Origin of the sequence: Gandjariella thermophila (assembly GCF_005405885.1) — a bacterium.
In the GTDB taxonomy this organism is placed as follows: domain Bacteria; phylum Actinomycetota; class Actinomycetes; order Mycobacteriales; family Pseudonocardiaceae; genus Gandjariella; species Gandjariella thermophila.
In genome coordinates this window covers 12,946-31,787 of the sequence record NZ_BJFL01000017.1, presented here as the reverse complement: position 1 = coordinate 31,787, position 18,842 = coordinate 12,946, and the positions used below count along the sequence as shown (strand labels likewise).

At 70.7% G+C, this 18,842-nt stretch carries 20 protein-coding genes; 10 read left to right on the top strand and 10 right to left on the bottom strand.

The annotated features are described in order from the left end of the window. Window positions 1–89 precede the first annotated feature (89 nt). Window positions 90–701 carry a TetR/AcrR family transcriptional regulator gene (locus tag FFT21_RS16645; protein WP_137814799.1) on the top strand — a complete coding sequence of 204 codons (612 nt, stop codon included), beginning with the start codon at window positions 90–92 and terminating at the stop codon, window positions 699–701. 3 nt (window positions 702–704) lie between these two features. Here the strand turns inward: FFT21_RS16645 and FFT21_RS16640 are convergent, their stop codons facing one another. Together FFT21_RS16640 and FFT21_RS16635 are read right to left on the bottom strand one after the other, a co-directional pair. After that, the gene (locus FFT21_RS16640; protein WP_137814798.1) at window positions 705–1,598 is read right to left on the bottom strand and encodes a tetratricopeptide repeat protein; all 894 of its coding nucleotides are present in this window, start codon (window positions 1,596–1,598) and stop codon (window positions 705–707) included. After that, window positions 1,586–3,091, bottom strand: a complete 1,506-nt coding sequence (locus FFT21_RS16635) for an AfsR/SARP family transcriptional regulator (protein ID WP_137814797.1) — start codon at window positions 3,089–3,091, stop codon at window positions 1,586–1,588. The genes FFT21_RS16640 and FFT21_RS16635 overlap by 13 nt, the downstream gene beginning before the upstream one ends. Window positions 3,092–3,417: 326 nt before the next feature. Between FFT21_RS16635 and FFT21_RS16630 the strand changes: the two genes are divergently transcribed. From FFT21_RS16630 to FFT21_RS16610, 5 genes are all read left to right on the top strand, one after another. Beyond that, on the top strand, window positions 3,418–3,723 hold the full coding sequence (locus tag FFT21_RS16630; RefSeq protein WP_192909592.1) for a TcmI family type II polyketide cyclase: 306 nt from the start codon (window positions 3,418–3,420) through the stop codon (window positions 3,721–3,723). Window positions 3,724–3,817: 94 nt separating this feature from the next. Next, a complete protein-coding gene (locus FFT21_RS16625) occupies window positions 3,818–4,846 on the top strand; it encodes a class I SAM-dependent methyltransferase (RefSeq protein WP_225978475.1) in 1,029 nt (342 codons plus the stop codon). Window positions 4,847–4,867: 21 nt separating this feature from the next. Continuing rightward, the gene (locus tag FFT21_RS16620; RefSeq protein WP_137814795.1) at window positions 4,868–5,824 is read left to right on the top strand and encodes a thiamine pyrophosphate-dependent dehydrogenase E1 component subunit alpha; all 957 of its coding nucleotides are present in this window, start codon (window positions 4,868–4,870) and stop codon (window positions 5,822–5,824) included. Further along, entirely contained in the window at window positions 5,800–6,813 is a 1,014-nt protein-coding gene (locus FFT21_RS16615) for an alpha-ketoacid dehydrogenase subunit beta (protein WP_137814794.1), read from the top strand. The genes FFT21_RS16620 and FFT21_RS16615 overlap by 25 nt, the downstream gene beginning before the upstream one ends. Further along, window positions 6,806–7,939 (top strand): 2-oxo acid dehydrogenase subunit E2, encoded by a 1,134-nt coding sequence (locus FFT21_RS16610; protein ID WP_137814793.1) that lies wholly within the window; start codon window positions 6,806–6,808, stop codon window positions 7,937–7,939. The genes FFT21_RS16615 and FFT21_RS16610 overlap by 8 nt, the downstream gene beginning before the upstream one ends. A gap of 123 nt (window positions 7,940–8,062) precedes the next feature. Here FFT21_RS16610 and FFT21_RS16605 read toward each other — a convergent pair whose 3' ends face one another. The 6 genes from FFT21_RS16605 to FFT21_RS16580 form a co-directional block, all read right to left on the bottom strand. Next, window positions 8,063–8,923 carry an AfsR/SARP family transcriptional regulator gene (locus FFT21_RS16605; RefSeq protein ID WP_192909579.1) on the bottom strand — a complete coding sequence of 287 codons (861 nt, stop codon included), beginning with the start codon at window positions 8,921–8,923 and terminating at the stop codon, window positions 8,063–8,065. 685 nt (window positions 8,924–9,608) lie between these two features. Continuing rightward, the gene (locus tag FFT21_RS16600) at window positions 9,609–10,817 is read right to left on the bottom strand and encodes an amidohydrolase family protein (RefSeq protein ID WP_137814791.1); all 1,209 of its coding nucleotides are present in this window, start codon (window positions 10,815–10,817) and stop codon (window positions 9,609–9,611) included. Then, the gene (locus FFT21_RS16595) at window positions 10,805–11,269 is read right to left on the bottom strand and encodes a nitroreductase/quinone reductase family protein (protein WP_137814790.1); all 465 of its coding nucleotides are present in this window, start codon (window positions 11,267–11,269) and stop codon (window positions 10,805–10,807) included. The genes FFT21_RS16600 and FFT21_RS16595 overlap by 13 nt, the downstream gene beginning before the upstream one ends. Beyond that, window positions 11,266–12,402 carry an MAB_1171c family putative transporter gene (locus FFT21_RS16590; protein WP_137814789.1) on the bottom strand — a complete coding sequence of 379 codons (1,137 nt, stop codon included), beginning with the start codon at window positions 12,400–12,402 and terminating at the stop codon, window positions 11,266–11,268. Before FFT21_RS16590 ends, FFT21_RS16595 begins: the two co-directional genes overlap by 4 nt. Then, window positions 12,399–12,944, bottom strand: a complete 546-nt coding sequence (locus tag FFT21_RS16585; protein WP_371856815.1) for a hypothetical protein — start codon at window positions 12,942–12,944, stop codon at window positions 12,399–12,401. Before FFT21_RS16585 ends, FFT21_RS16590 begins: the two co-directional genes overlap by 4 nt. Before the next feature lie 59 nt (window positions 12,945–13,003). Continuing rightward, window positions 13,004–13,423, bottom strand: a complete 420-nt coding sequence (locus tag FFT21_RS16580; RefSeq protein WP_137814788.1) for a helix-turn-helix domain-containing protein — start codon at window positions 13,421–13,423, stop codon at window positions 13,004–13,006. Window positions 13,424–13,913: 490 nt separating this feature from the next. Here FFT21_RS16580 and FFT21_RS16575 point away from each other — a divergent pair, with 490 nt between their 5' ends. Further along, entirely contained in the window at window positions 13,914–14,333 is a 420-nt protein-coding gene (locus FFT21_RS16575) for a hypothetical protein (RefSeq protein ID WP_137814787.1), read from the top strand. 16 nt (window positions 14,334–14,349) lie between these two features. On the opposite strand, the gene FFT21_RS16570 is transcribed toward FFT21_RS16575, so the two are convergent. Next, window positions 14,350–15,228 carry a hypothetical protein gene (locus FFT21_RS16570; protein WP_192909578.1) on the bottom strand — a complete coding sequence of 293 codons (879 nt, stop codon included), beginning with the start codon at window positions 15,226–15,228 and terminating at the stop codon, window positions 14,350–14,352. Between the two features lie 359 nt (window positions 15,229–15,587). Between FFT21_RS16570 and FFT21_RS30910 the strand changes: the two genes are divergently transcribed. The 3 genes from FFT21_RS30910 to FFT21_RS16550 all read left to right on the top strand — a co-directional run bounded on the left by FFT21_RS30910 (window position 15,588) and on the right by FFT21_RS16550 (window position 18,082). Further along, complete coding sequence (locus FFT21_RS30910; RefSeq protein WP_443093361.1) at window positions 15,588–15,857, top strand: sigma factor; 270 nt, start codon at window positions 15,588–15,590, stop codon at window positions 15,855–15,857. A 43-nt stretch (window positions 15,858–15,900) separates the two neighbouring features. After that, window positions 15,901–17,415 (top strand): aldehyde dehydrogenase family protein, encoded by a 1,515-nt coding sequence (locus tag FFT21_RS16555; RefSeq protein ID WP_137814785.1) that lies wholly within the window; start codon window positions 15,901–15,903, stop codon window positions 17,413–17,415. A gap of 166 nt (window positions 17,416–17,581) precedes the next feature. Next, complete coding sequence (locus tag FFT21_RS16550; protein WP_137814784.1) at window positions 17,582–18,082, top strand: nitroreductase family deazaflavin-dependent oxidoreductase; 501 nt, start codon at window positions 17,582–17,584, stop codon at window positions 18,080–18,082. Between the two features lie 10 nt (window positions 18,083–18,092). On the opposite strand, the gene FFT21_RS16545 is transcribed toward FFT21_RS16550, so the two are convergent. Next, on the bottom strand, window positions 18,093–18,839 hold the full coding sequence (locus tag FFT21_RS16545; RefSeq protein ID WP_225978474.1) for a DUF4142 domain-containing protein: 747 nt from the start codon (window positions 18,837–18,839) through the stop codon (window positions 18,093–18,095). Window positions 18,840–18,842 lie beyond the last annotated feature (3 nt).

The following is an 18,842-nucleotide window of genomic DNA, read 5'->3' as shown; positions in this document are numbered from 1 at the left end:
AGACGGTAGTGTCCCTTAACGTGACGCGAGCCTAGCTGTACCGTATTAGGTACGCAAGCGTCCCCTATGGGAGTGCGGGTGAACAGGAGATGAGCAGTGAGCAGCGTGCGCGCCGGCCGGGCGGGGCCCGCTCCCGCCGCCGTGGCGAGGCGCTGGAAGAGGCCATCCACGGCGCCGTGCTGGCGGAACTGATCGAGCGCGGCTACGCCGGCCTCACCATGGAACGGGTCGCCGAGCGGGCCCGGACCGGCAAGTCGTCGCTGTACCGGCGCTGGGAGTGCCTGGAGTCGCTGGTGCTCGACACGCTCGGCCACACACTGCCCAGTCTGGACAGTCCGGCGCCGGACACCGGAAGCCTGCGCGGCGACCTGACGTTCATGCTCAACCGGATGGCGCGGGTGCTGCACGAGCCGGCGGGGCAGGCGATGTACACGCTGGTCGCGGCGGGGGACCGGCAGCCGGCGATCGTCAGGGCCGTCGACGAGCGGCTGATCCAGCCCCGCATCGAGCTGCTGTGCCAGGGGTTCCGGCGCGCGGCCGAGCGCGGGGAGATCGAGCCCAGTGACGCCTGGCCGGTAATCGCCAGGGTGGGCCCGGCGCTGATCATCCAGGAGTTCCTGCTCACCGGGAAACCCACCGACGAGGACGGCATCGCGATGATCATCGACCACGTCATCCTGCCGGCGCTCGGGCGCCGGTAACGGCTACTTCAGCAGCCGCCGGACCTGCGCCCGCCAGGCGTCCACGTCGCCGCCGCGGTCGGCCAGCAGGGCGGTGAGGTCGTCGAAGTCGCGGTGCACGCTGTCCGGCAGCGCGTCGGCGGCGGCCTCCCACGCCGCCAACCGCGCCCGATCCGGGCGGCCCGGCAGCAGGTGCTCGCGGTAGTAGTCGTACATCGCCAGCATGACCGGATACCACGCCGGACCCTCGGTGGCGTCCAGCGAGGCACGGAACGCCACGTACCCGTCGTGCTCGGTGAGCAGCAGGTACTCCAGATAGTTGAGGGCGGCGAAGCGGTTGCCCGGCGTCCGCTCGGCGGTGGCCCGCAACAGGTCCCGTGCCCGTTCCGGGCGGCCGAGGCGGTGCAGCAGCATCGCGTAGCGCTTGCTGGCCCACGTGTAGCCGGGCTGGCGGGCCAGGACGTCCTCGTAGGCGCGGCACGCGTCCTCGACGCGGCCCCACTTCTCCAGGAACCACGCGTGGTGCGACCGTGCCCACGGGTCGTCCGACTCCGCGCCGCCGAGTGCATACCGGTACCACCGGTCGGCCTCGTCCATCCGCCCGAGGCGCTCCAGGACGTACGCGTAGTAGCTGGCCCCCGCGCTGCGCCCGGGATCATCGGCGAAGGCCCGTTCGAGGTGGGCGGCGGCGGTGTCGAAGTCGTAGAGCTTGCCGTAGCACTGGCCGAGGCCGAACCGGGCGTCCGGCGACTCGCCGCCGTCCAGCAGCCACTGGTAGACCTCGATCGCGGCGTGGTAGATGTCGTCCTCGCGCAGCCGGTCGGCGACGGCCATCACCTCCTCGCGCGGACGGTCACGGAAGCGGGCGAGTACGCCTTCGGCATCCTTGGCCTCGGCAAGTTGCATCAGCGTGGGCATGGTTCCTTCCTCCCCGTCGACGACTCCGGCCGCCCCGGCGCCAACCGCAGCACGACCGGGTGAAGCAGCGACGCGCAACTGGCCCGAAGCAGGCCGGCCAGCGAACGGATCGCCAGCGGGACACCGCCGCACAGCACGACAAGCTGCTCGAGGTTCGCGCCCTCGGCGGTCGGCTCGTCCAGGAGCGCGCAGAGCAGGGCCGCGCCCTCGTCGACGCGCAGCGGCACCGCGGCGACGGTGGTCGATCCCGGAAGATCCAGCCGCTCGGCCCGGGTCGTCACGATCACCGCGGACCGGTCGGACGCCGGCAGCAGCGGCTGGAGCTGGTCCGGCGACGCGGCGTCGTCGAACACGATGAGCAACCGGCGTTGGGCGGTGTTGGCGCGCCATAGCGCGGCGCGCGCGTCGGGGCCGTCGGGCAGGTGGTGCACCGGTGCGCCGATGGCCCGCAGGAAGCCGCCGAGCACGTCGTGCGGCTCGGCCGGCCGGCGACTACTGCCGCGCAGGTCGGTGAACAGCTGACCGTCGTCGAAGTGCGGGCGCAGCCGGTGCGCGGCGCGGATCGCCAGCGCCGTCTTCCCCATCCCGGGCCGACCCGTGATCACCAGCACCCGGCAGCTCCCGGTGCCGCGTCCCTCGCCGACCAGCGACCGCCCGCACCGGTCCAGCTCCTCGCCCCGGCCGACGAAGTCGGCGGGGGCGGCGGGCAGTTGCGCGGGCGGGTCGCCGAGCCGACGCGGCAGGTGGGACGGCGACGGAGCCCGGTCCGGCGCGGCGCTGGTGACCAGCAGTTCCTGGTGCAGCCGTTTCAGCGACGCGGAGGGCTCCACGCCGAGCTGCTCGTGGAGCAGCCCGCGCAGCCTGCGGTACTCGGCGATCGCTTCCGCGCGGCGGTCGCACCGGTCCAGGGCGACCATGAGCTGCCGGACGAATCCCTCGTGGGTGGGATGGGTCCGGGTGGTCTCCTTGAGTTCGCTGACCAGGTCACGGTGCTGCCCGAGCCGGAGCTGGGCCTCGAACTTCGTCTCCAGAACGTGCAGCCGCGCCTCCTCCAGCCGAACGACGTGCGCGGACAGTTGCGGTCCGGTGGACACGCCGGCCAGGGCGGCGCCCCGCCACAGCGCGAGGGCCTCCAGGCACCGGTCCGCGGCCCGCTCCGGGTCGTCCCGCCCGAGCGCGGCCCTGGCCTCCTGCGCCAGGCGGTCGAAGCGGTGCACGTCCACGGCGTCCGGCGGGATGCGCAACACGTAGCCCCGCTGCTCGGTCCGGAGCACCTCGCCCGAGTCGTCCTCGGACGCGCAGTTGGCGAGCAACTTGCGCAAGTTGTAGATGTGGGTGTGCAGCGTGGGTATCGCGCTGCCCGGCGGAGCGTCACCCCAGAGTTCGTCGACGATTTCGGGTACCTGGACGGGCGTGTTGCTGCGCAGTGCCAGCAACGCGACGAGCGCGCGTAACTTCTGCGCATTGGGAGTGATGTCCGTTCCCCCCCACATTATCTGAAGCGGGCCGAGTAGCCGAACTTCCTCACGCACGGTAGCCCCCAGCGGCTGGCAGGTGCGGACCGGTTCGTCGCGTGCCCTCGACGCCGGTCCTGCCACGTGCGGGAAGCTACCGGGTGTTGATAACGCGAGACAACAGGGCCAACCTCGGTTAAGTCAGCGGTCGCCTCTGGTACACGCGGAGTTCGTATGGCGGCCTATTACGGCGGTCGCGCCAACCCATATTCACTTGGTCCTCAAGGAGCGTGGCGGAGACTGGCATCGACCGCGCATGAACCAAGGGGCGAGCGAAGGGATACGGCGTGGGATTTCGAGCTCTCATGGTCAGGCGTATGAATCCCGAGGACGCCGAACTGGTGGCGAAGATCTTCGAGGAGCACGACCAGACGAGTCTACCGCGGGAAATCGGCGCCACCCGGCGCGTACTTTTTCGGTTCCACGATCTGTATATGCATTTGATCGAGGCCGATGAAAACATCATGAGCCGGCTCTACGAGGCGCGGAATCACCCGATCTTCCAGAGGACCGACGCGCAGCTTGCGAAGATTCTGACGCCGTACTCGCCGGAGACCGTCGACATGAGGGACTCGCGGGCGGAGATTTTCTACAACTGGGAAGCCCGCTGAGCGGGAGCACGGACTCCGTGCCCGCCCACCACCACCTTCGCATCGCCGCGAGCCCTGGAAAACCGTCGTCCTTCAGCGAAGGAGAGCTGCGACCGTGTCCGAGAGCGACCTGCCAACCCTGACCCGTGCCCGCCTGTTCCAGATGATGCAGGCGTACAAGGAAACCAGCCTCGTCAAGACGGGTATCGAGCTGGGTGTGTTCGACCACCTCGCGGCCGGCCCCATGGACGTCGAGGCGGTGAGCGACGCGTTCGGCGGTGACCCGCGGGGCACCAGGATCCTGCTCAACGCGCTCGCCGCGCTCCGGCTCGTCGGCACGGACGGGCGCCGTTACTGGCTGGCGCCCGGCGCGGACGAACTGCTGGTCCGGGAGAGCGCCGGCTACGCCGGCGACATGGTGCACGTCTTCGCCAGCGACTGGGAGTGGAACGCGCTCAACCGGTTCGCGGAGGCGGTGCGCAAGGGCGGCACCGTACTGGACGAGCACGCCGAGACCCCGGAGTACAAGTACTGGGAGGACTTCGCGGCCTATGCCCCGGTGGTCGCGAAGCCGACCGCCGACGTGCTCGCCGACGCGATCGGGCGGTGGGCCACCGGCCGCGAGCACCTCGACGTCCTCGACCTCGCCTGCGGGCACGGCGTCTACGGCTACACCGTCGCGGACCGGTACCCCCAGGCCACCGTCGCGTCGCTGGACTGGGAGAACGTGCTCGCGGTCGCGGCGTCGCACGCCGAGCGGATGGGCGTGCTGGACCGCACCCGGTTCATCACCGGCGACATGTTCGAGGTTTCCCTCGGCGGACCCTACGACCTCGTCCTGATCACCAACGTGCTGCACCACTTCTCGGAGGAGCGCGCGACCGAACTGCTCACCCGGGCGGCCTCGGTGGTCAAGCCGGACGGGCGGGTCGGCGTGGTCGGCTTTACCACCAGCGACGCGTTGCCCGCCGACGACCCGGCGCCCCACCTGTTCTCGGTGCTGATGCTGGCCTGGACGGCGGAGGGCGAGGTCCACTCCGAGGCCGCCTACGAGAAGATGTACCGGGCGGCCGGGCTCGAGCAGCCCACCATCCACACCGTGGCTGGCCTGCCCTTCCGCGTCCTGCTCGCCGGGCCGGCGTGAGTCCTGTTTGGAGTCTCTGCCGTGCTGACTTCGGAACTCCGTCCGGGTGGGCGCGAGACGGCGCCCACCCGGTTGGATGACGACGATCTGGAACTTCTCCTGCTGATCCGGCATTTCGAGCGGAACCTGCTGGACCTGTTCTCCGCCGGAAAGCTCAACGGAACGACGCACACCTGCATCGGTCAGGAGTACGTTCCGGTGGCACTCGCCAGGTTGCTCGACGACCGCGACTACGTCTTCAGCAACCATCGCGGTCACGGGCACTATCTGTCCCGGTTCCGCGATCCGGCCGGTCTCCTCGCCGAGATCATGGGCCGGGACGGCGCGGTGTGCCACGGCGTGGGCGGAAGCCAGCACATCTTCCGCGAGCGGTTCCTGTCCACCGGCGTGCAGGGCGAGAGCCTGCCCGTGGCGGTCGGGGTGGCACTGCATCTGAAAAGGCACGAGCCCGGAGCCCTCGCCGCCGTGTTCGTCGGTGACGGCACCTGGGGCGAGGGCAGCGTCTACGAGGCGCTGAACATGGCGCGACTGTGGCAGGTGCCGCTGCTGGTCGTGGTGGAACACAACGAGATCGCCCAATCCACGCCCACCACGCTGCAGATGGCCGGCACCATCGCGGCACGGGCGGCGGCGTTCGGGGTGGAACACCGGCGTGTCGAATCGGCGGACGTCAACGCCATCCGCGGGCTGGTGGCGCCGGCCGTCGAGCGGGTGCGGCAGGCGAACCGGCCGCTCGTTCTGGAGTTCGCGACCACCCGGATCGGCCCGCACAGCAAGGGCGACGACACGCGTACCGAGGAGGAGCTTCGTTCGGTGCGTGCCCGCGACTGGTATCTCGCCTACCAGAAGGTCTTCCCGGACCAGTTCGCCCGGCTCGACACCCGCCAGCGGGAAGCGATCGAGCGGATCACCCGTGATGTTGACGCCCGGACCCCGTCCAGGTGGGAAGGCTCATGCCCAGGTCAGAGCGAATCGTAGAGAACCTGAACGCGGCGTTGCACCGGCTGTTCGCCGAGGACGAGTTGGTCTACCTCATCGGAGAGGACCTGCTCGACCCCTACGGCGGCGCCTTCAAGGTGGCCAAGGGGCTGTCCAGCAAGTACCCGGACCGGGTGCTCACGACGCCGCTCAGTGAGAGCGGCTTCGTGGGGGTCGCCAACGGGCTGGCGCTGTGCGGGAACAAGGTCGTCACCGAGATCATGTTCGGTGACTTCGCCCTGCTGAGCTTCGACCAACTGTGCAACTTCGCGGCCAAGTCGGTCACGATGTACGGGTCGAGGCTGCCGCTGCGGCTCGTCGTCCGATGCCCGGTCGGCGGCCACCGCGGCTACGGGCCGACGCACAGCCAGTCGGTCCAGAAGCATTTCATCGGGGTGCCGAACCTGTGGCTCTACGAGATGACGCCGCTGCACGACAACGGCGCCGTCTTCGCCGAGATGCTGGCTCGCGAGGAACCCTGTGTGTTCTTCGAGGACAAGACGCTGTACGGGCAGCGCCGCTGGGTGGACGGTGACGACGACGTCTTCCGCTTCGACTTCCTCGGCGAGCGCGGTCAGTACGGCCGGGCCACTCCCGAGGACGTCGACCGGCCGGACTGCGTGGTGATCGCCACCGGCGGTACCGCACCGCTGGCCCTGGAGGCGGCCCGGCGCCTGTTCCTGGAGTCCGAGATCGCCTGCCACGTGCTGGTGCCCTACCGGCTCTACCCGTTCGACATCGACCCGATCAGCTCACTCCTCGAGCGGGCCGACCACATCGTGGTGGTGGAGGAGAGCGTCGCCGGCGGAACGTGGGGCGCGGAGGTCGCCCAGCACATCTACGGCCGGCTCTGGGACCGGCTCAACGACCGGATCCGGCTGGTCCACTCGGCACCGAGCATCATCCCCACGGCACCGCATCTGGAACGGCAGGTACTCGTGCAATCGGAGTCGGTCTACGCGACCGTGCGGGAGGCGATCCGTGACTGAGATCGTGGTGCCCAAGCTCAACAACAACGACGCCTCGTACGTGCTGGTGGAGTGGATGTTCGAGGACGGCCAGCAGGTGCCTGCCGGCGCCGCGGTCGCCCTGGTCGAGACGGCCAAGGCGGTCGAGGAACTGGTCGCGGAGAAGGGCGGCGTGCTGCACCGGGTGCGCCGGGCCGGAGAGGAATGTACCGACGGCGACCTCGTCGGGCACCTCTTCTCCGACGCGGCGGAACGCGACCGGTTCCTGGCGGACGCCGAGCGGAGCGCCCTCCCGGGGGACGCGTCGGCGGATCCCGTCATCACCGAGCCCGCCCGGGCGCTGATCGAGCGGCACGGGGTGGACCTGGACCGGGTCCGCGCGCTCGGCAAGCGGACGATTCGCCGCAGCGACGTGGAAGCGCTCCTGGCCGGCGCCGGCGCCGGCGACGAGGGCGTCCGGCGGCTGTCCCGCAACCAGGTCGCCATCGCCGACGTGGTGTCCGCCTCGCACCGGGAGATCCCGGCGGCGTTCGCCGCGATGAAGGTCGACGCGCGCGCGGCGCTGCACGTCCGGCGCGACGTGCTCGCCAGCGGCCGGGCCGGCTTCGACATCCTCGAACTGGTCATCGCGGCGGTGGCGCGGCTGCGCGCTGACTTCCCGGTGTGCTTCGCCTCCCTGCTGGAAGGGCACACCCTCGCCGTACCGGAACGGGCACACGTGGGCGTCACCGTCGACACCGGCAACGGCCTGTTCGTTCCGGTCGTCCACGACGCCGATCGGAAGACACCGGGTGAGATCGCGGGCATCCTCTCCGACTACCGGCGCAGGGCCGGCCGGGGGACGCTGCGCGAACAGGACATGGCCGACGGAAATATCTCCGTCTCGGTCACCGCCTACGCCGACGTGGTCCTGTCGGTTCCGGTGGTGCTGCCGCCGCAGGTGTGCATGCTCTCGCTGTGCGGTATCGAGCACGAGCTGCGCCGGGAACGAGGCGGCGAGATCGGTCAGCGGCCGGTGTTCACCTTGGGTATGTCCTACGACCACCGGGTCATCAACGGTCGTGACGCCGTGCTGTTCCTTCGGGCGGTCAAGGGGTTTCTGGAGAGCTCGCAACGGTTGGCCGAACTGGTCGGCGGCGAGGACTGAGTCGCCGGCCGCGTCCTCCCAGCGGACCGCGGGCTGCCCCGCAGCAGCGTCGATGCGGGTGTGGCCGCGGTGCCGGAGCCTTCGGCCGCGTGCGGATCGCGCGCCGGCCGGCTGAGGTGTGCCCTACGGTTCGGATGCGAGCACCCGGGCTGGTGGCGCGGGCGGTGTCGGGGCCGGCGTGCTGGCCAGCCCGGGATCGGAGGACAGCATGGCGCGGTGCAGCGCCTGGAGCGCGGCCGACGGCTCGATACCCAACTCGTCCATCATGCGCTGCCGGAGGCTGCGGAAGACGGTCAGCGCATCGGAGACGCGTCCGGCCCGGTAGAGCGCGATCATGTACTTGGCGTGCAGCGATTCGTGCAGGTGGTGCTCCACGACCAGGGAGGCCAGCTCGCTCAGCATCTCCCGGTGCCGTTCCAGCGCGAGGCATGCCTCCAGGCGCTGTTCTAGGGCGTAGAGACGCTGCTCCTCCAGGCGAGCGACGTGGGCCTGGATCGCGCGGCCGCTCTGCCAGTCCAGCGCGATCGGACCACGCCAGGTTTCCAGGGCACGCTGGAACAGTTCCGCGGCGCCGACGTGATCGTCGTTGTCGAGCGCGTCCCGACCCCTGTTCATCAGGTCCTCGAACTCGCAGACGTCGAGTTGGTGGCATCCGCCCCTGAGGATGTACCCGGCGGTGTCGGTGATGAGAATGTCCCGGGCGACCTGCGCGGTTTTCACGCCCAAGGCGTCAGCGATGAGCTTGCGTATCTGGAAGATGTAGGTCTGGAGGGTGTTGAGGGCCGTGCTCGGCGGGTTGGCCGCCCACAGTTCCTCGACCAGCACCGAGTTTGGCACCACCCGGTTCACCCGGAACAGCAGAAGCGCCAGAACCGCTCGTGGCTTGGGTGCGGTCGGTGTGATTCGGCGGCCACCACACTCTATTTCCAGTGGGCCGAGTATCCGGAAACTCAGGGATGAAGAACGGCAGGCGGATGCTGCCATTGTCATTTTCGCCATCCTCCTCGATCGCTACCATCGTTCGCGACCGCTCACTTTGACGAAGAACCTCTGTCGCAGGAACCCCTGCCGAAGTGGAAACGACCCCTCCCCAGTCACCCGCCGGGGCACCGTGGCGGCCCGCCCGCGCAGGCCGCCCGACCCCTCACACTGCCGCTGGAACATCGCGACGTCAGCCGGTATGTGATGGACGTCGCGACTTTTTCGGTAGCTCGATACTGTGTCATCCTGCGGTTGCGTGTTCGTAACTGAAATGTCGTCGTGACGGGTGACCATGCCGTTGTGCGTCGCTCCGCCCCTGGTTGTGGTCGTCCTCGGTCCGCCAGTCCTTGAGGCCTGGCGCGAGCGACGCTAATGGGACTCACTCCACGCTCACTAGAATAGACAGTGATTGCCGGCCGAGGCGGCCGAGGATGGTGGTGGGTAACGCGCGGGCCCGGCGCCGGGCGAGGCGCTGACCTGCGGATATCTCCGGGTAGTTAAAACCCGCCGAAAAATGGAACAGCGTGATCAACAGTTGACAGCTGAGCCTTGTTGTCTGAACGTTCAAAGTCTGGCAGCGTAGAATTAACGCCGACCATGTTTGAATGCTGTTCTCGGGGGAATGAGCCGCGCTCGGTGTGACCCTACCGGAACGGCGCGGTTCCGGGCGATACCCGTCGCTGAACCCTCACCCGGTCGGCGTCGCCGCCTGGTCGCCCTCGACCGCGCGTCCCCGGGCGAGCAGGAGTCGCCGGTGGCGAAGCGCCTCCAGCCCGGCGAGCGGATCGCCGGCCACGACCAGCAGATCGGCGCGGTAGCCCGGTGCGAGGCGCCCCACCTCGTCGCCGAGGCCGAGCGCGGCGGCGCTGGTCACCGTGGCCATCTCGATGATCCGGCCGGGCGGGAAGCCCAGGTACTCGTACAGTTCGAGGGCCCCGACGAAGTCGTCGAACACCGAGCCGGGCAGGCCGGCGTCGGTGCCGGTGATCAGCGGCACGCCGAGGGAGTCCAGCCAGGTCAGCCGGCCGTAGATGGCCCCGGCCCGGTCCGGGCCGAACTTCTCCACCATGGCGCGCCAGTTCCGGGAGGACGCCGCGCAGGCGTAGATGCCGCGCGCGGCCATCCGCCTGGCGACGTCCTCGCGCCGGTCCTGGCCCTCCGGACCCATCCACGTGCAGTGCTCGACGGTGGTCACGCCGGCGTCAACGGCCGAGGCGATCGCCTCGGTGCCGTGCGCGTGCGCCGCGACGCGCAGCCCGGCCCGCCCCGCCTCCTCGACGACCACGCGCAGGTCCTCGGTGCCGAACTGGGACTGCCACATCGGCGGGGAGTTCGGCGTCAACTGCCCGCCGGAGGCCATCACCTTGATCAGGTCGGCGCCCGCCTCGGCGGTGCGCCACACCCGCTCCCGGATCTCCGACTCGCCGGTCACCACACCGCCGAGGAACCAGCAGTGGCCGTCGCGGATGGTCAGCGGCGCTCCGGAGGTGAGCAGCCGGGGACCAGTGACCTCGCCGCGGTTGATCGTGTCGCGCAGCCGGGCCGCCAGCCCGCCGCGGTCACCCAGGTCCCGGGCGGTGGTGACGCCGCAGCGCAGCAGATCCCGGGCGCGCTCGGCCATCGCCGGCAGCAGCGTCTCGTCGTCGCTGGCCCGCAAGGTGCCCACCGGGTCACTGCCGGCGTCGAAGGCGAGGTGCACGTGGCAGTTGATCAGACCGGGCAGCACGGCGCAGCCGGGAAAGTCGTGGCGCCGCGCGCCGGGACCGGCCCGGTGCTCGACCTCGGCGCGCGGCCCGACCTCGGTGATGGTGTCGCCGTCGACCAGCACGGCGCCGTCCGGAATGCGCTCCCCGTGCGGGCCGGGAAGCACCTGGTCGGTGATGATCAGTTGGCGCATGCGGCACCCCCGATCGGCTCCAGCCGGAACACGGCGATCTCCGCGGTGTGCCGGCGGATCCGCTCGACCGGCGCGTCCGACGGGAACGGCCACAGCGTCGAGGGGCGGCCCAGCGCGGCCAGGTAGGTCGCGACCGCGGCGGCCGCCTCGTCACCCTCGACGAGGGTGGCCCGGCGATCGGGCTGCTCGTCGCGCTCGACGGAGCAGCGCCCGGCCGCGAGCAGGTTGCGGACCCAGTCCCGCCGCCGGTTCGGCGCCGCGACGTAGTGCCGGCCGTCGACCTGGGTCACCGCGATCGGCCACGGCCGCGGTTCGCCGGTGACCCGGCCCGGCGCGCTGAGCACCCGGAGCACGTGCCGGCCCTCCTGGTAGGGGGCATGCTCGCCGCCGCGGATCCGTTCGATCATGTGGGCGTTGCGTTCCCGCGGTGTCATCTGCTCGAAGGAGGTCATGAAGCTCCGTCCTGGAGTTGCCGTGCCTGCAGTGCCCTGGACAGGGCAAGGAGTTGCTCGACGTCGGCCTCCGGGGCCGCGGTCGCCGGCGCGGCGACCAGCACGGCGGCCGACGAGGTGGGGCGCACCCCGGAACGCTGGCGGCGCACCGCCTCGGTGAGCTTGCGGATCTGCTCCTGCCGCGGTTCCTCGGCGCTGAACGCGACGTCCGCCAGGTGCGGGCTGAGCTGGACCAGGCCGTCGCGGATCTCGACCACCCGGCGCCAGAACCGGCGGTGCACCCGCCAGAGCGCGAACCGGTCCCGCCGTGGCCCATAGGGACCGTGCAGCGCGTCCTGCGGGTACACCTCGTGGAACAGTTCCCACAGCGGCGCCAACTCCCGGTAGACCCGCCGGTGGTCGGACCACGCCCGGATCGCGGCGGCGCGGGTGAGCACCGCCGGGTAGATCACGCCGAGCATGAACAGCAGGCCACCGAGCACCAGCGCGAGCGCGGCGGCACCGGTCGCCGAGGCGGGAACCGCGCCGCCGGCGAAGCGGACCACCACGAACCCCACGCGGACCGCGCTGGCCAGCGCCGAGACGCCGAGCCCGACCGACGCGGTGCGCAGCCCCCACCGCATCCTGGGGTCCGACTCGTCGGCGTACTGCCAGGCCCACCGGCCGGTCTGGACCAGCACGTAGAGGAAGTACAGCCCGCCGAGGCCGTAGAACGCGGCGACGCCGGGCACCCGCATGTCGGCGCTGGCGAAGGTGTGGTCGCGCAGGCCGGGCGGCGTGGCGAACATCGCGGCGGTCAGCGCGACCGCGGCGGCCGCCAGCGGCAGGATCTCCCGGCGGGCGCGGCCGCGCGCGGCGGGGCCGAACCCGGCGAACAGGAAGAACAGCATCAGGCACCACAGCGCGATGTACTGCACCAGGTTCTGCACCAGCTTCAGCACACCGGGGGCGACCGAACCGTGCCCGGCGGCGTCCGCCGCGGCCCACTGCAGGCCCAGCCCGACGGCCGCGAACGCCAGGCAGGCGGTCACCGCGCGGGTGGCGAGATCGTGCGGTGCCCGGACGAGCCGGGGCACGCGCCACGCCAGCGCCGCGAGCAGCGCCGCGACGCTCGCCGCCTGCAGCACGATCACAGCCAGTCCTGCCGGTCGCCGAGGGCCCGCTGGGCGCGCTTGGCACGCGGCGTGTGCGCGGTGTCGGGCACGTAACCGGCGACGGCGGCCGACTCCAGCAGCATCGTCGCCACCGTCTCCGCCTCGCGCTCGTGCTCGGTGTCGTAGGAGGTGCGGCGCAGCGCCCGGCGGATCAGCTCGGGCGGGATGTCCGGCATGAGTTCCCGCCACACCGCGTCGTCGTCCTCGTCGGAGGGATGGTCGGCGAGCAGGTGCCCGAGTTCGTGGGCGATGATGTGCTCCTGGTGCAGCCGGGTGGTCTCCGCCTGGTAGAGGACGTAGTCGGCGGACGGGGTGTTCAGCCACAGGCCGAACGGCCCGGGCACCTCCAGCGGGTAGGCGAGGAGCCGGATCGGCTTGCCCCGCCGCTCGCTCAGCCGCGCGCAGACGTCGGCCATGTCGGTCGGGCCTTCGATGTGCAACGCGGCCAGCTCACGGCGCAGGCGGCGCCGTAATCGTGACTCGGTGGCTCGTCGACGCAGGGACTGCCCGAGGCGGCTCACGGTCGGTGTCCTCCGGTCTGGTCGGTCATGGGGATCGCCGTCGCGGATCGGCGCCCGGCTCAGTCCGGGTCGTCGTCCCCCGGGGTGTCCTGGCGGCTCGCCTCGAAGTCGATGTAGGCGAGCACGCTGCGGATCTGGCTCGGGGAGAGCTGACTCGCACGATACGCGATCTTGCGAACGTTCTTCTCGCCGAGGGAGGCCAGGATCTCGAACTGGCGGTTGAGCTCCCGGCCCCGCTCGGAGTCGCTGAAGTAGTCCAGCGGAACGCCGAAGAACTCGGCGAGCGCCTTCACCACCGCGTGGCTGGGCTCGCTCTCGCCATTGAGCAGCGCGTACAGGTAGCTCTTGGACAGCTTGTGCCCGCGCTGGGTCACCTGCTCGGCGACCTCGCGGGGGGAGTACCTCGTCCCGTCCTCGCGCCGGACACCGTCGAAGAGGCGGCGAAGCTGCGTCGCGAACGTCTCACCGCCGTCGGTCATGTCTTGCTGGGAACCGGACACTGCGCCACCCCTCACGGCTCCGGACCGTCCACTATGACGGACTGTCTCGCCTTTGATGTCCACCGTAGTTGACAGATGGTCCAGTGAAGCATACCTTGACGATACGTAGTCCACTATAACGGACTGGGTCAGCCGGCATGGCGGCCCGGCCGGACCCGCCCCGGGGAGAAGAGCGAAGGGGTCTGGACGCGCCGCCCGGCGGCTGGGGGTCGCCGGGCGGCGTGCCCGGCCAAATGTCTCATCGACGCGGTGACCGCGGGTGACCGGTCCCCGCCGAGCATGCCATGTGCGAGCACCTGGCCGGCGTGATCGCCGCGCTCCGGCGGACGCGTGAGCGCGACCCGCGAGGCGGCCGGCGCCATGGGGATGACTACCCACATGGGTACGCAGGACGGCGGCGCCCGATCCGGTGCAGGGTGGGACCTCCTACCGTGGTCCTACCCTGCCCGGGGCTTCATACCCTGCCCGCATGGGTGCTATGGGCCCTGCTGGGTGTCCGTACCACCCGGACGACCAGGGTTGCGGCGACGACCGCGAGATCTGGCGCGGGCTGGCCGTGTTCGTCGCGCACCATCCGGTGCTGGCGCCCACGGTGCGGCCGATCGACGCCGAGACGCTGGGGCTCGCCCGCGGGTGGATGGCGCACACCGTGCGAGAACTCCGTGCGTTCGCCGACGCGCTGGAGGCACGCGCCTCGCAGGGCGACCCGGCGACTCCGGGCAGCGCCAAGGCCGTGGCGCTGTCGGTGGTGATGATGTGCCGGGCGTTCATCCGCAACTGGGCCGACGCCCGCTGGAGCACCCCGGCCCAGGTGCTCGACTTCAACCGCGACGTGGACATGCTGCGGCGGATGCTGGACGGGCTGGCCAGCCGCGAGTTGCCGTCCTGACCAGCCCGTCCCGCGCTCAGTCAGGGCAGCCGGGTACCGGGGTGGGCACGCAGTTGGTGGGCAGGTTGCCGGTCACGGTGGTGTCCGTCAGCGTGGTGCTGGCGCCGGCATTGTCCAGGCCTCCGGGCGCGTTGGTGGCGCTGTTGTCGCGCACCACGGTGTTGGTCAGCGTGGTCGTGCCGCCGCCGGTGGTGGCCACGCCGCCGCCCACGCCCGTGGGCCCGGAGGCGGTGTTGTTGGCGACGGTGCTGTCGCTGATCTCCAGGGTGCCGTCACTGGCGATGCCGCCGCCCTTCTCGCCGGCGGTGTTGTTCGAGACGACGCTGTGCCGGACGGTGAGGCTGCCGTCGCTGGCGATCCCACCGCCGTTGATGCCGGCGCTGTTGGCCGCGACGGTGGAGAACAACACCGTGGTGGTCGCCCCGCTGGCGGTGCCGATGCCGCCGGAGAAGTCGGCGGTGTTCCGCGTGACCGTGCTGTTGACCACGGTGAGCGTGCCGAAGTTGCGGATGCCGCCGCCGAAATCGCCGGTGGCGTCGCCGTGGCTGACGGTGAGGTGGTTCAGCGTCAGCGTGCCGCTGGTGTCCACGTCGAAGATCCGGAACGCGGACGCCGAGGGGGACCTGGTGACGGTCGCGTTGTTGCCGAAGATCGAGATGGGTGCGGTGACGGTCGGCAGTGGGCCGCTGCTGTCGTCGAGGACGTAGACGCAGTTCGGAGCCAGGCTGAGCGTGTCACCCGTGGGTGAGGCGTTGGCCGCGGTGATCGCGCTGACCAGGTCGTCGGCACTGCACGGCACCGGTGTCTGCGCGCTCGCCACGCCGGGCACGGCGGCGAGGCCGATGGTGACGGCGGCCGCGGTGAGCGCGGCGCGCACGGCAGTGATGGGTCGCACGGTGGTGTCCTTTCCGAGGTGAACGGAAAATTCCGCTGGCTCGGCCCCGCCGCCCGTGGCCATCGCTCACTGTATTTGGCCACATACTGTCCGTGGCGGTGAGCCGGCGGCGCCGGTCGGGTGGTCTTTGCGCCGCTGTCACTGCCGGTGTCGCCTGGCCGTGGCGGGCGGGGAAGCTCCGCCCCGGATGTCGAGTCGGGGCAGGCTCGGTCGTCATCCTCTTCGGCGGCGCGCCGGGCGCCGAGTTGGGAGGGACGTCGTGCGGTACATGCTGCTGATCTACGGCTGCGAGCGGCCGAAACCCGGCGATCCCGGGTTCGAGGACGCGTTGCGGCGGGTGAACGCGTTCGCCGAGGAGGATGCTGGCCGCGCTGGTGCGTGCGCTGGGCGACTTCGAGTTGGCCGAGGGCGCGCTGCGGGACGCCTGCGCGCAGGCGCTGCGCCGGTGGCCGCAGGCGCGGGTGCCCGACGATCCCGTCGCGTGGCTGCTGACCGTCGCCCGGAACCGGGCGATCGACCGCGGCCCCCGCTCAGTGTGCAACCTGTTCTCGCGCGGTCGCTGCTGGTGCCGGCGAGGACAGGGCGCTGATCGGGAATCGGGGCTCGCCCCCGCCCGTCCAAAACTGTAACGTGTTCTCGTCCTGTCGTGACGAGCCCCGAGGACGGTGCCGCGTGACCGGTCAGCTAAGCAAGGAGACGGCCGCCGCCACAACCCCGACGTTCGACCTGACCAACCCCGCCACTGGGGAACTGGTCGGCACCTACCCGGTGCACACCGCCGAGGACGTGGCGGAGGTGGTGGCCCGCTCGCGCGAGGCGGCACGGTGGTGGGCCGGGCTGGGGTCCGCCGAACGCCGGCGCCGCCTGATCGCCTGGACCAGGTGGCTCGCCGAGCACTCCGACGAGATGTGCGAACTCGGCTTCCAGGAGACTGGCAAGCCGCGCGGCGACGTCCAGTTCGAACTGGTGGCCTCGCTAGAGGACATCAAGTGGGCGGCGAAGAACGCCGAGCGCGTGCTGAAGCCCCGCAGGGTCGGCCCGGGCGCGGCGATGATGAACTTCGCGGCACGGCTGGAGTACCTGCCGCTCGGCGTCGCCGGCATCATCACGCCGTGGAACTTCCCGCTGTACACCCCGTTCTGTGGCATGGCCTACGCCCTCGCCGCCGGTAACGGCGTGGTCGTCAAGCCCAGCGAACTGAGCACGGCCACCGGCGTGTACGCGGTCGAGTCGTTCGCCAGGGCCAATCCCGACGCGCCGGACGGCCTGGTCGGTTGGGTCAGCGGGTTCGGCGAAACGGGCGCCGCGCTGTGCCGCTCCGGGGTGGACAAGATCGCGTTCACCGGATCAGTGCCGACCGGCCGGCGGGTGATGGCCGCCTGCGCGGATAACCTGGTGCCGGTGCTGCTGGAACTCGGCGGGAAGGACGCGGCGGTCGTCGCGGCGGACGCCGACCTCGACGCGGCGGCGGACGCCGTGGTGTGGGGCGGCTACTGGCACGCCGGGCAGGCATGTGTCGGCGTGGAACGGGTGTACGTCGTCGAGGCCGTGCGGGACGCGTTCCTGCGCCGGGTGCGGGAACGCGTCGAGAAGCTCACCGTCGGGCTGGACGAGTTGAGCGACTACGGCCCGATGACGATGCCGGGCCAGATCGAGATCGTGCGCCGGCACGTGACCGATGCGCTCGAGCGCGGCGGCACCGCGCTGGTGGGCGGGCTGGAGTCGATCAAGCCGCCGTACATCTATCCGATCGTGCTGGTGGACGTGCCGGAGGAGTCGTCCGCGGTGCGCGAGGAAACCTTCGGTCCTGTCCTCGTGATCAACACCGTGCCGGACACCGACGAGGCGGTGCGCCGCGCCAACGCCACCAACTTCGGGTTGGCGTCGTCGGTGTTCTCGGCGGCGCATGGTCCGGAGATCGCGGCCAAGCTACGTGCCGGCGGTACGACGATCAACTCGGTGATGACGTTCGTGGGTATCCCATCGCTGCCGTTCGGCGGCGTGGGGGACAGCGGATTCGGCCGGTTCCACGGCGACGACGGCCTGCGCGAGTTCAGCCGGCCCAAGGCCACCACCCGGAAGCGGTTCTCGATAGGCAAGGAGATGCAGGCGTTTCCCCGCACCAGGGAGCAGTTCACGACCGTGCGCAGGGTCCTCAAGCTGAGGTTCGCCCGCCGCTGGAACTGACGCCGAGCGGTCGACACCCGGCCGGCGCCGTTCAGAGCACGCCCGGCTGATCCGTGCCGTGCACGCGGCGACGATCCGCACCCGCTGGCAAAGCGGCGTGGGCACTGCGGTCGGCTCAGTGCCACACTCGTTCCGGCCCGGCACCGCTCTGGACCATGGAGGGGACATGGCACTGACCGACCGCAAGCCCACCGGGTTGCTGCGCGGGCTGCTGCGCGCCCCCATCTGGCTGTACCGGGCGCGGTTGGGCTGGGTTGCCGGCCACCGGCTGCTCTACATCGCCCACCGCGGCCGGCGCACCGGCGCGCGCCGCGAGGTCGTCGTCGAGGTGGTCCGCTACCGGCGGGAGGTTCCCGAGGTCGTCGTGGTGGCCGCCTGGGGAAAGAACCCTGACTGGTACCGGAACCTGCGGGTGGCGCCGGCCCTCGAGGTCCGGATCGGCGCACAGCGCTGGCAGCGGCCACACCACCGGTTCCTGGACGACGCCGAGACGCTGCGGGTGCTGCACACCTACCAGCGTGCGCACCCGCACGCGTGGAAACGCATCGCGCCGGTGCTGGGCTTTCCCAGGGACCTCGCGGACCCGCGCTGGTCCGAGGTCGTCGGCTCGGTCCGGGCGATCGCCTTCACGCCGCAGCGCGCCTCAGGCGACGTCCACCACGGGTGACCCGCGGCGCTCAGGAGGTTTGCGGGTTGGGCACCGGGAGTTTCGTGTAGTTGACCTGGCCGGTCTGCTCGAGCATCTGGATGTGCATCCGGATGAATCCGCCCGCGACGTCGGCGAAGGAGCGCACCAGGGAGTTCTGCGTGTCCGCGCGGACCTTCGCGATCAGGACGAGTGCCTCGCCGTGCGCCTGGCGCAGCGTGTTCGTGTAGTCGTTCTCGAACTCCTTGCCGTTCTCGGTCTTCATCCGGTCGATGCCGACCTGCATGTCCGGGGCGGGCTCGTTCGGCAGTTGCAGGCCGAGCTTCTGCGCCACGTCGAGGTCCCGCTGGTTAAGGTCGATGTGCTGGTTGATGATCATTTGGGCAGCCTGCCTGATGCGCGGATCGGACGAGCGCTGTAAGGCCATCTGCGACGTGGTGATCTCCCGCAGGCTGGTCTGCCGCACGAGCGTCAGCAGCTTCTTGTCGGCCGCGCTGAGCGGGCCGAACGGCGACGGGCTCAGGCTCAGGTCGGCGGCCGGCACCGCCGCCTGCTGGGAGGCGCCGCCGGGCTGCGCGTTGTTCCGCGGGGCCGCGCCGGTGCCACATGCGGCGCTCGAGCACGCGACGACGAGTGCGCAGATCGCGGCCAGGGTGATGCGGATGGTTCGGGAATTCACTGCCGTCCCCTCATTTCGGGATTTCCGTGACGCCTCCTCGTTGTGGCCGGCCGATCGAGGGATACGCGAGGCACCGGTCGGCGGTTCAACGCCCACCACGGA

Excerpts from the sequence above, each read along its gene's own strand:
- FFT21_RS16645 (WP_137814799.1), top strand. The coding sequence starts at position 90 with ATGAGCAGTGAGCAGCGTGCGCGCCGGCCGGGCGGGGCCCGCTCCCGC.
- FFT21_RS16640 (WP_137814798.1), bottom strand. The coding sequence starts at position 1,598 with ATGCCCACGCTGATGCAACTTGCCGAGGCCAAGGATGCCGAAGGCGTA.
- FFT21_RS16635 (WP_137814797.1), bottom strand. The coding sequence starts at position 3,091 with ATGTGGGGGGGAACGGACATCACTCCCAATGCGCAGAAGTTACGCGCG.
- FFT21_RS16630 (WP_192909592.1), top strand. The coding sequence starts at position 3,418 with ATGGTCAGGCGTATGAATCCCGAGGACGCCGAACTGGTGGCGAAGATC.
- FFT21_RS16615 (WP_137814794.1), top strand. The coding sequence starts at position 5,800 with ATGCCCAGGTCAGAGCGAATCGTAGAGAACCTGAACGCGGCGTTGCAC.
- FFT21_RS16605 (WP_192909579.1), bottom strand. The coding sequence starts at position 8,923 with ATGGCAGCATCCGCCTGCCGTTCTTCATCCCTGAGTTTCCGGATACTC.
- FFT21_RS16600 (WP_137814791.1), bottom strand. The coding sequence starts at position 10,817 with ATGCGCCAACTGATCATCACCGACCAGGTGCTTCCCGGCCCGCACGGG.
- FFT21_RS16595 (WP_137814790.1), bottom strand. The coding sequence starts at position 11,269 with ATGACCTCCTTCGAGCAGATGACACCGCGGGAACGCAACGCCCACATG.
- FFT21_RS16580 (WP_137814788.1), bottom strand. The coding sequence starts at position 13,423 with ATGACCGACGGCGGTGAGACGTTCGCGACGCAGCTTCGCCGCCTCTTC.
- FFT21_RS16575 (WP_137814787.1), top strand. The coding sequence starts at position 13,914 with ATGGGTGCTATGGGCCCTGCTGGGTGTCCGTACCACCCGGACGACCAG.
- FFT21_RS30910 (WP_443093361.1), top strand. The coding sequence starts at position 15,588 with ATGCTGGCCGCGCTGGTGCGTGCGCTGGGCGACTTCGAGTTGGCCGAG.
- FFT21_RS16550 (WP_137814784.1), top strand. The coding sequence starts at position 17,582 with ATGGCACTGACCGACCGCAAGCCCACCGGGTTGCTGCGCGGGCTGCTG.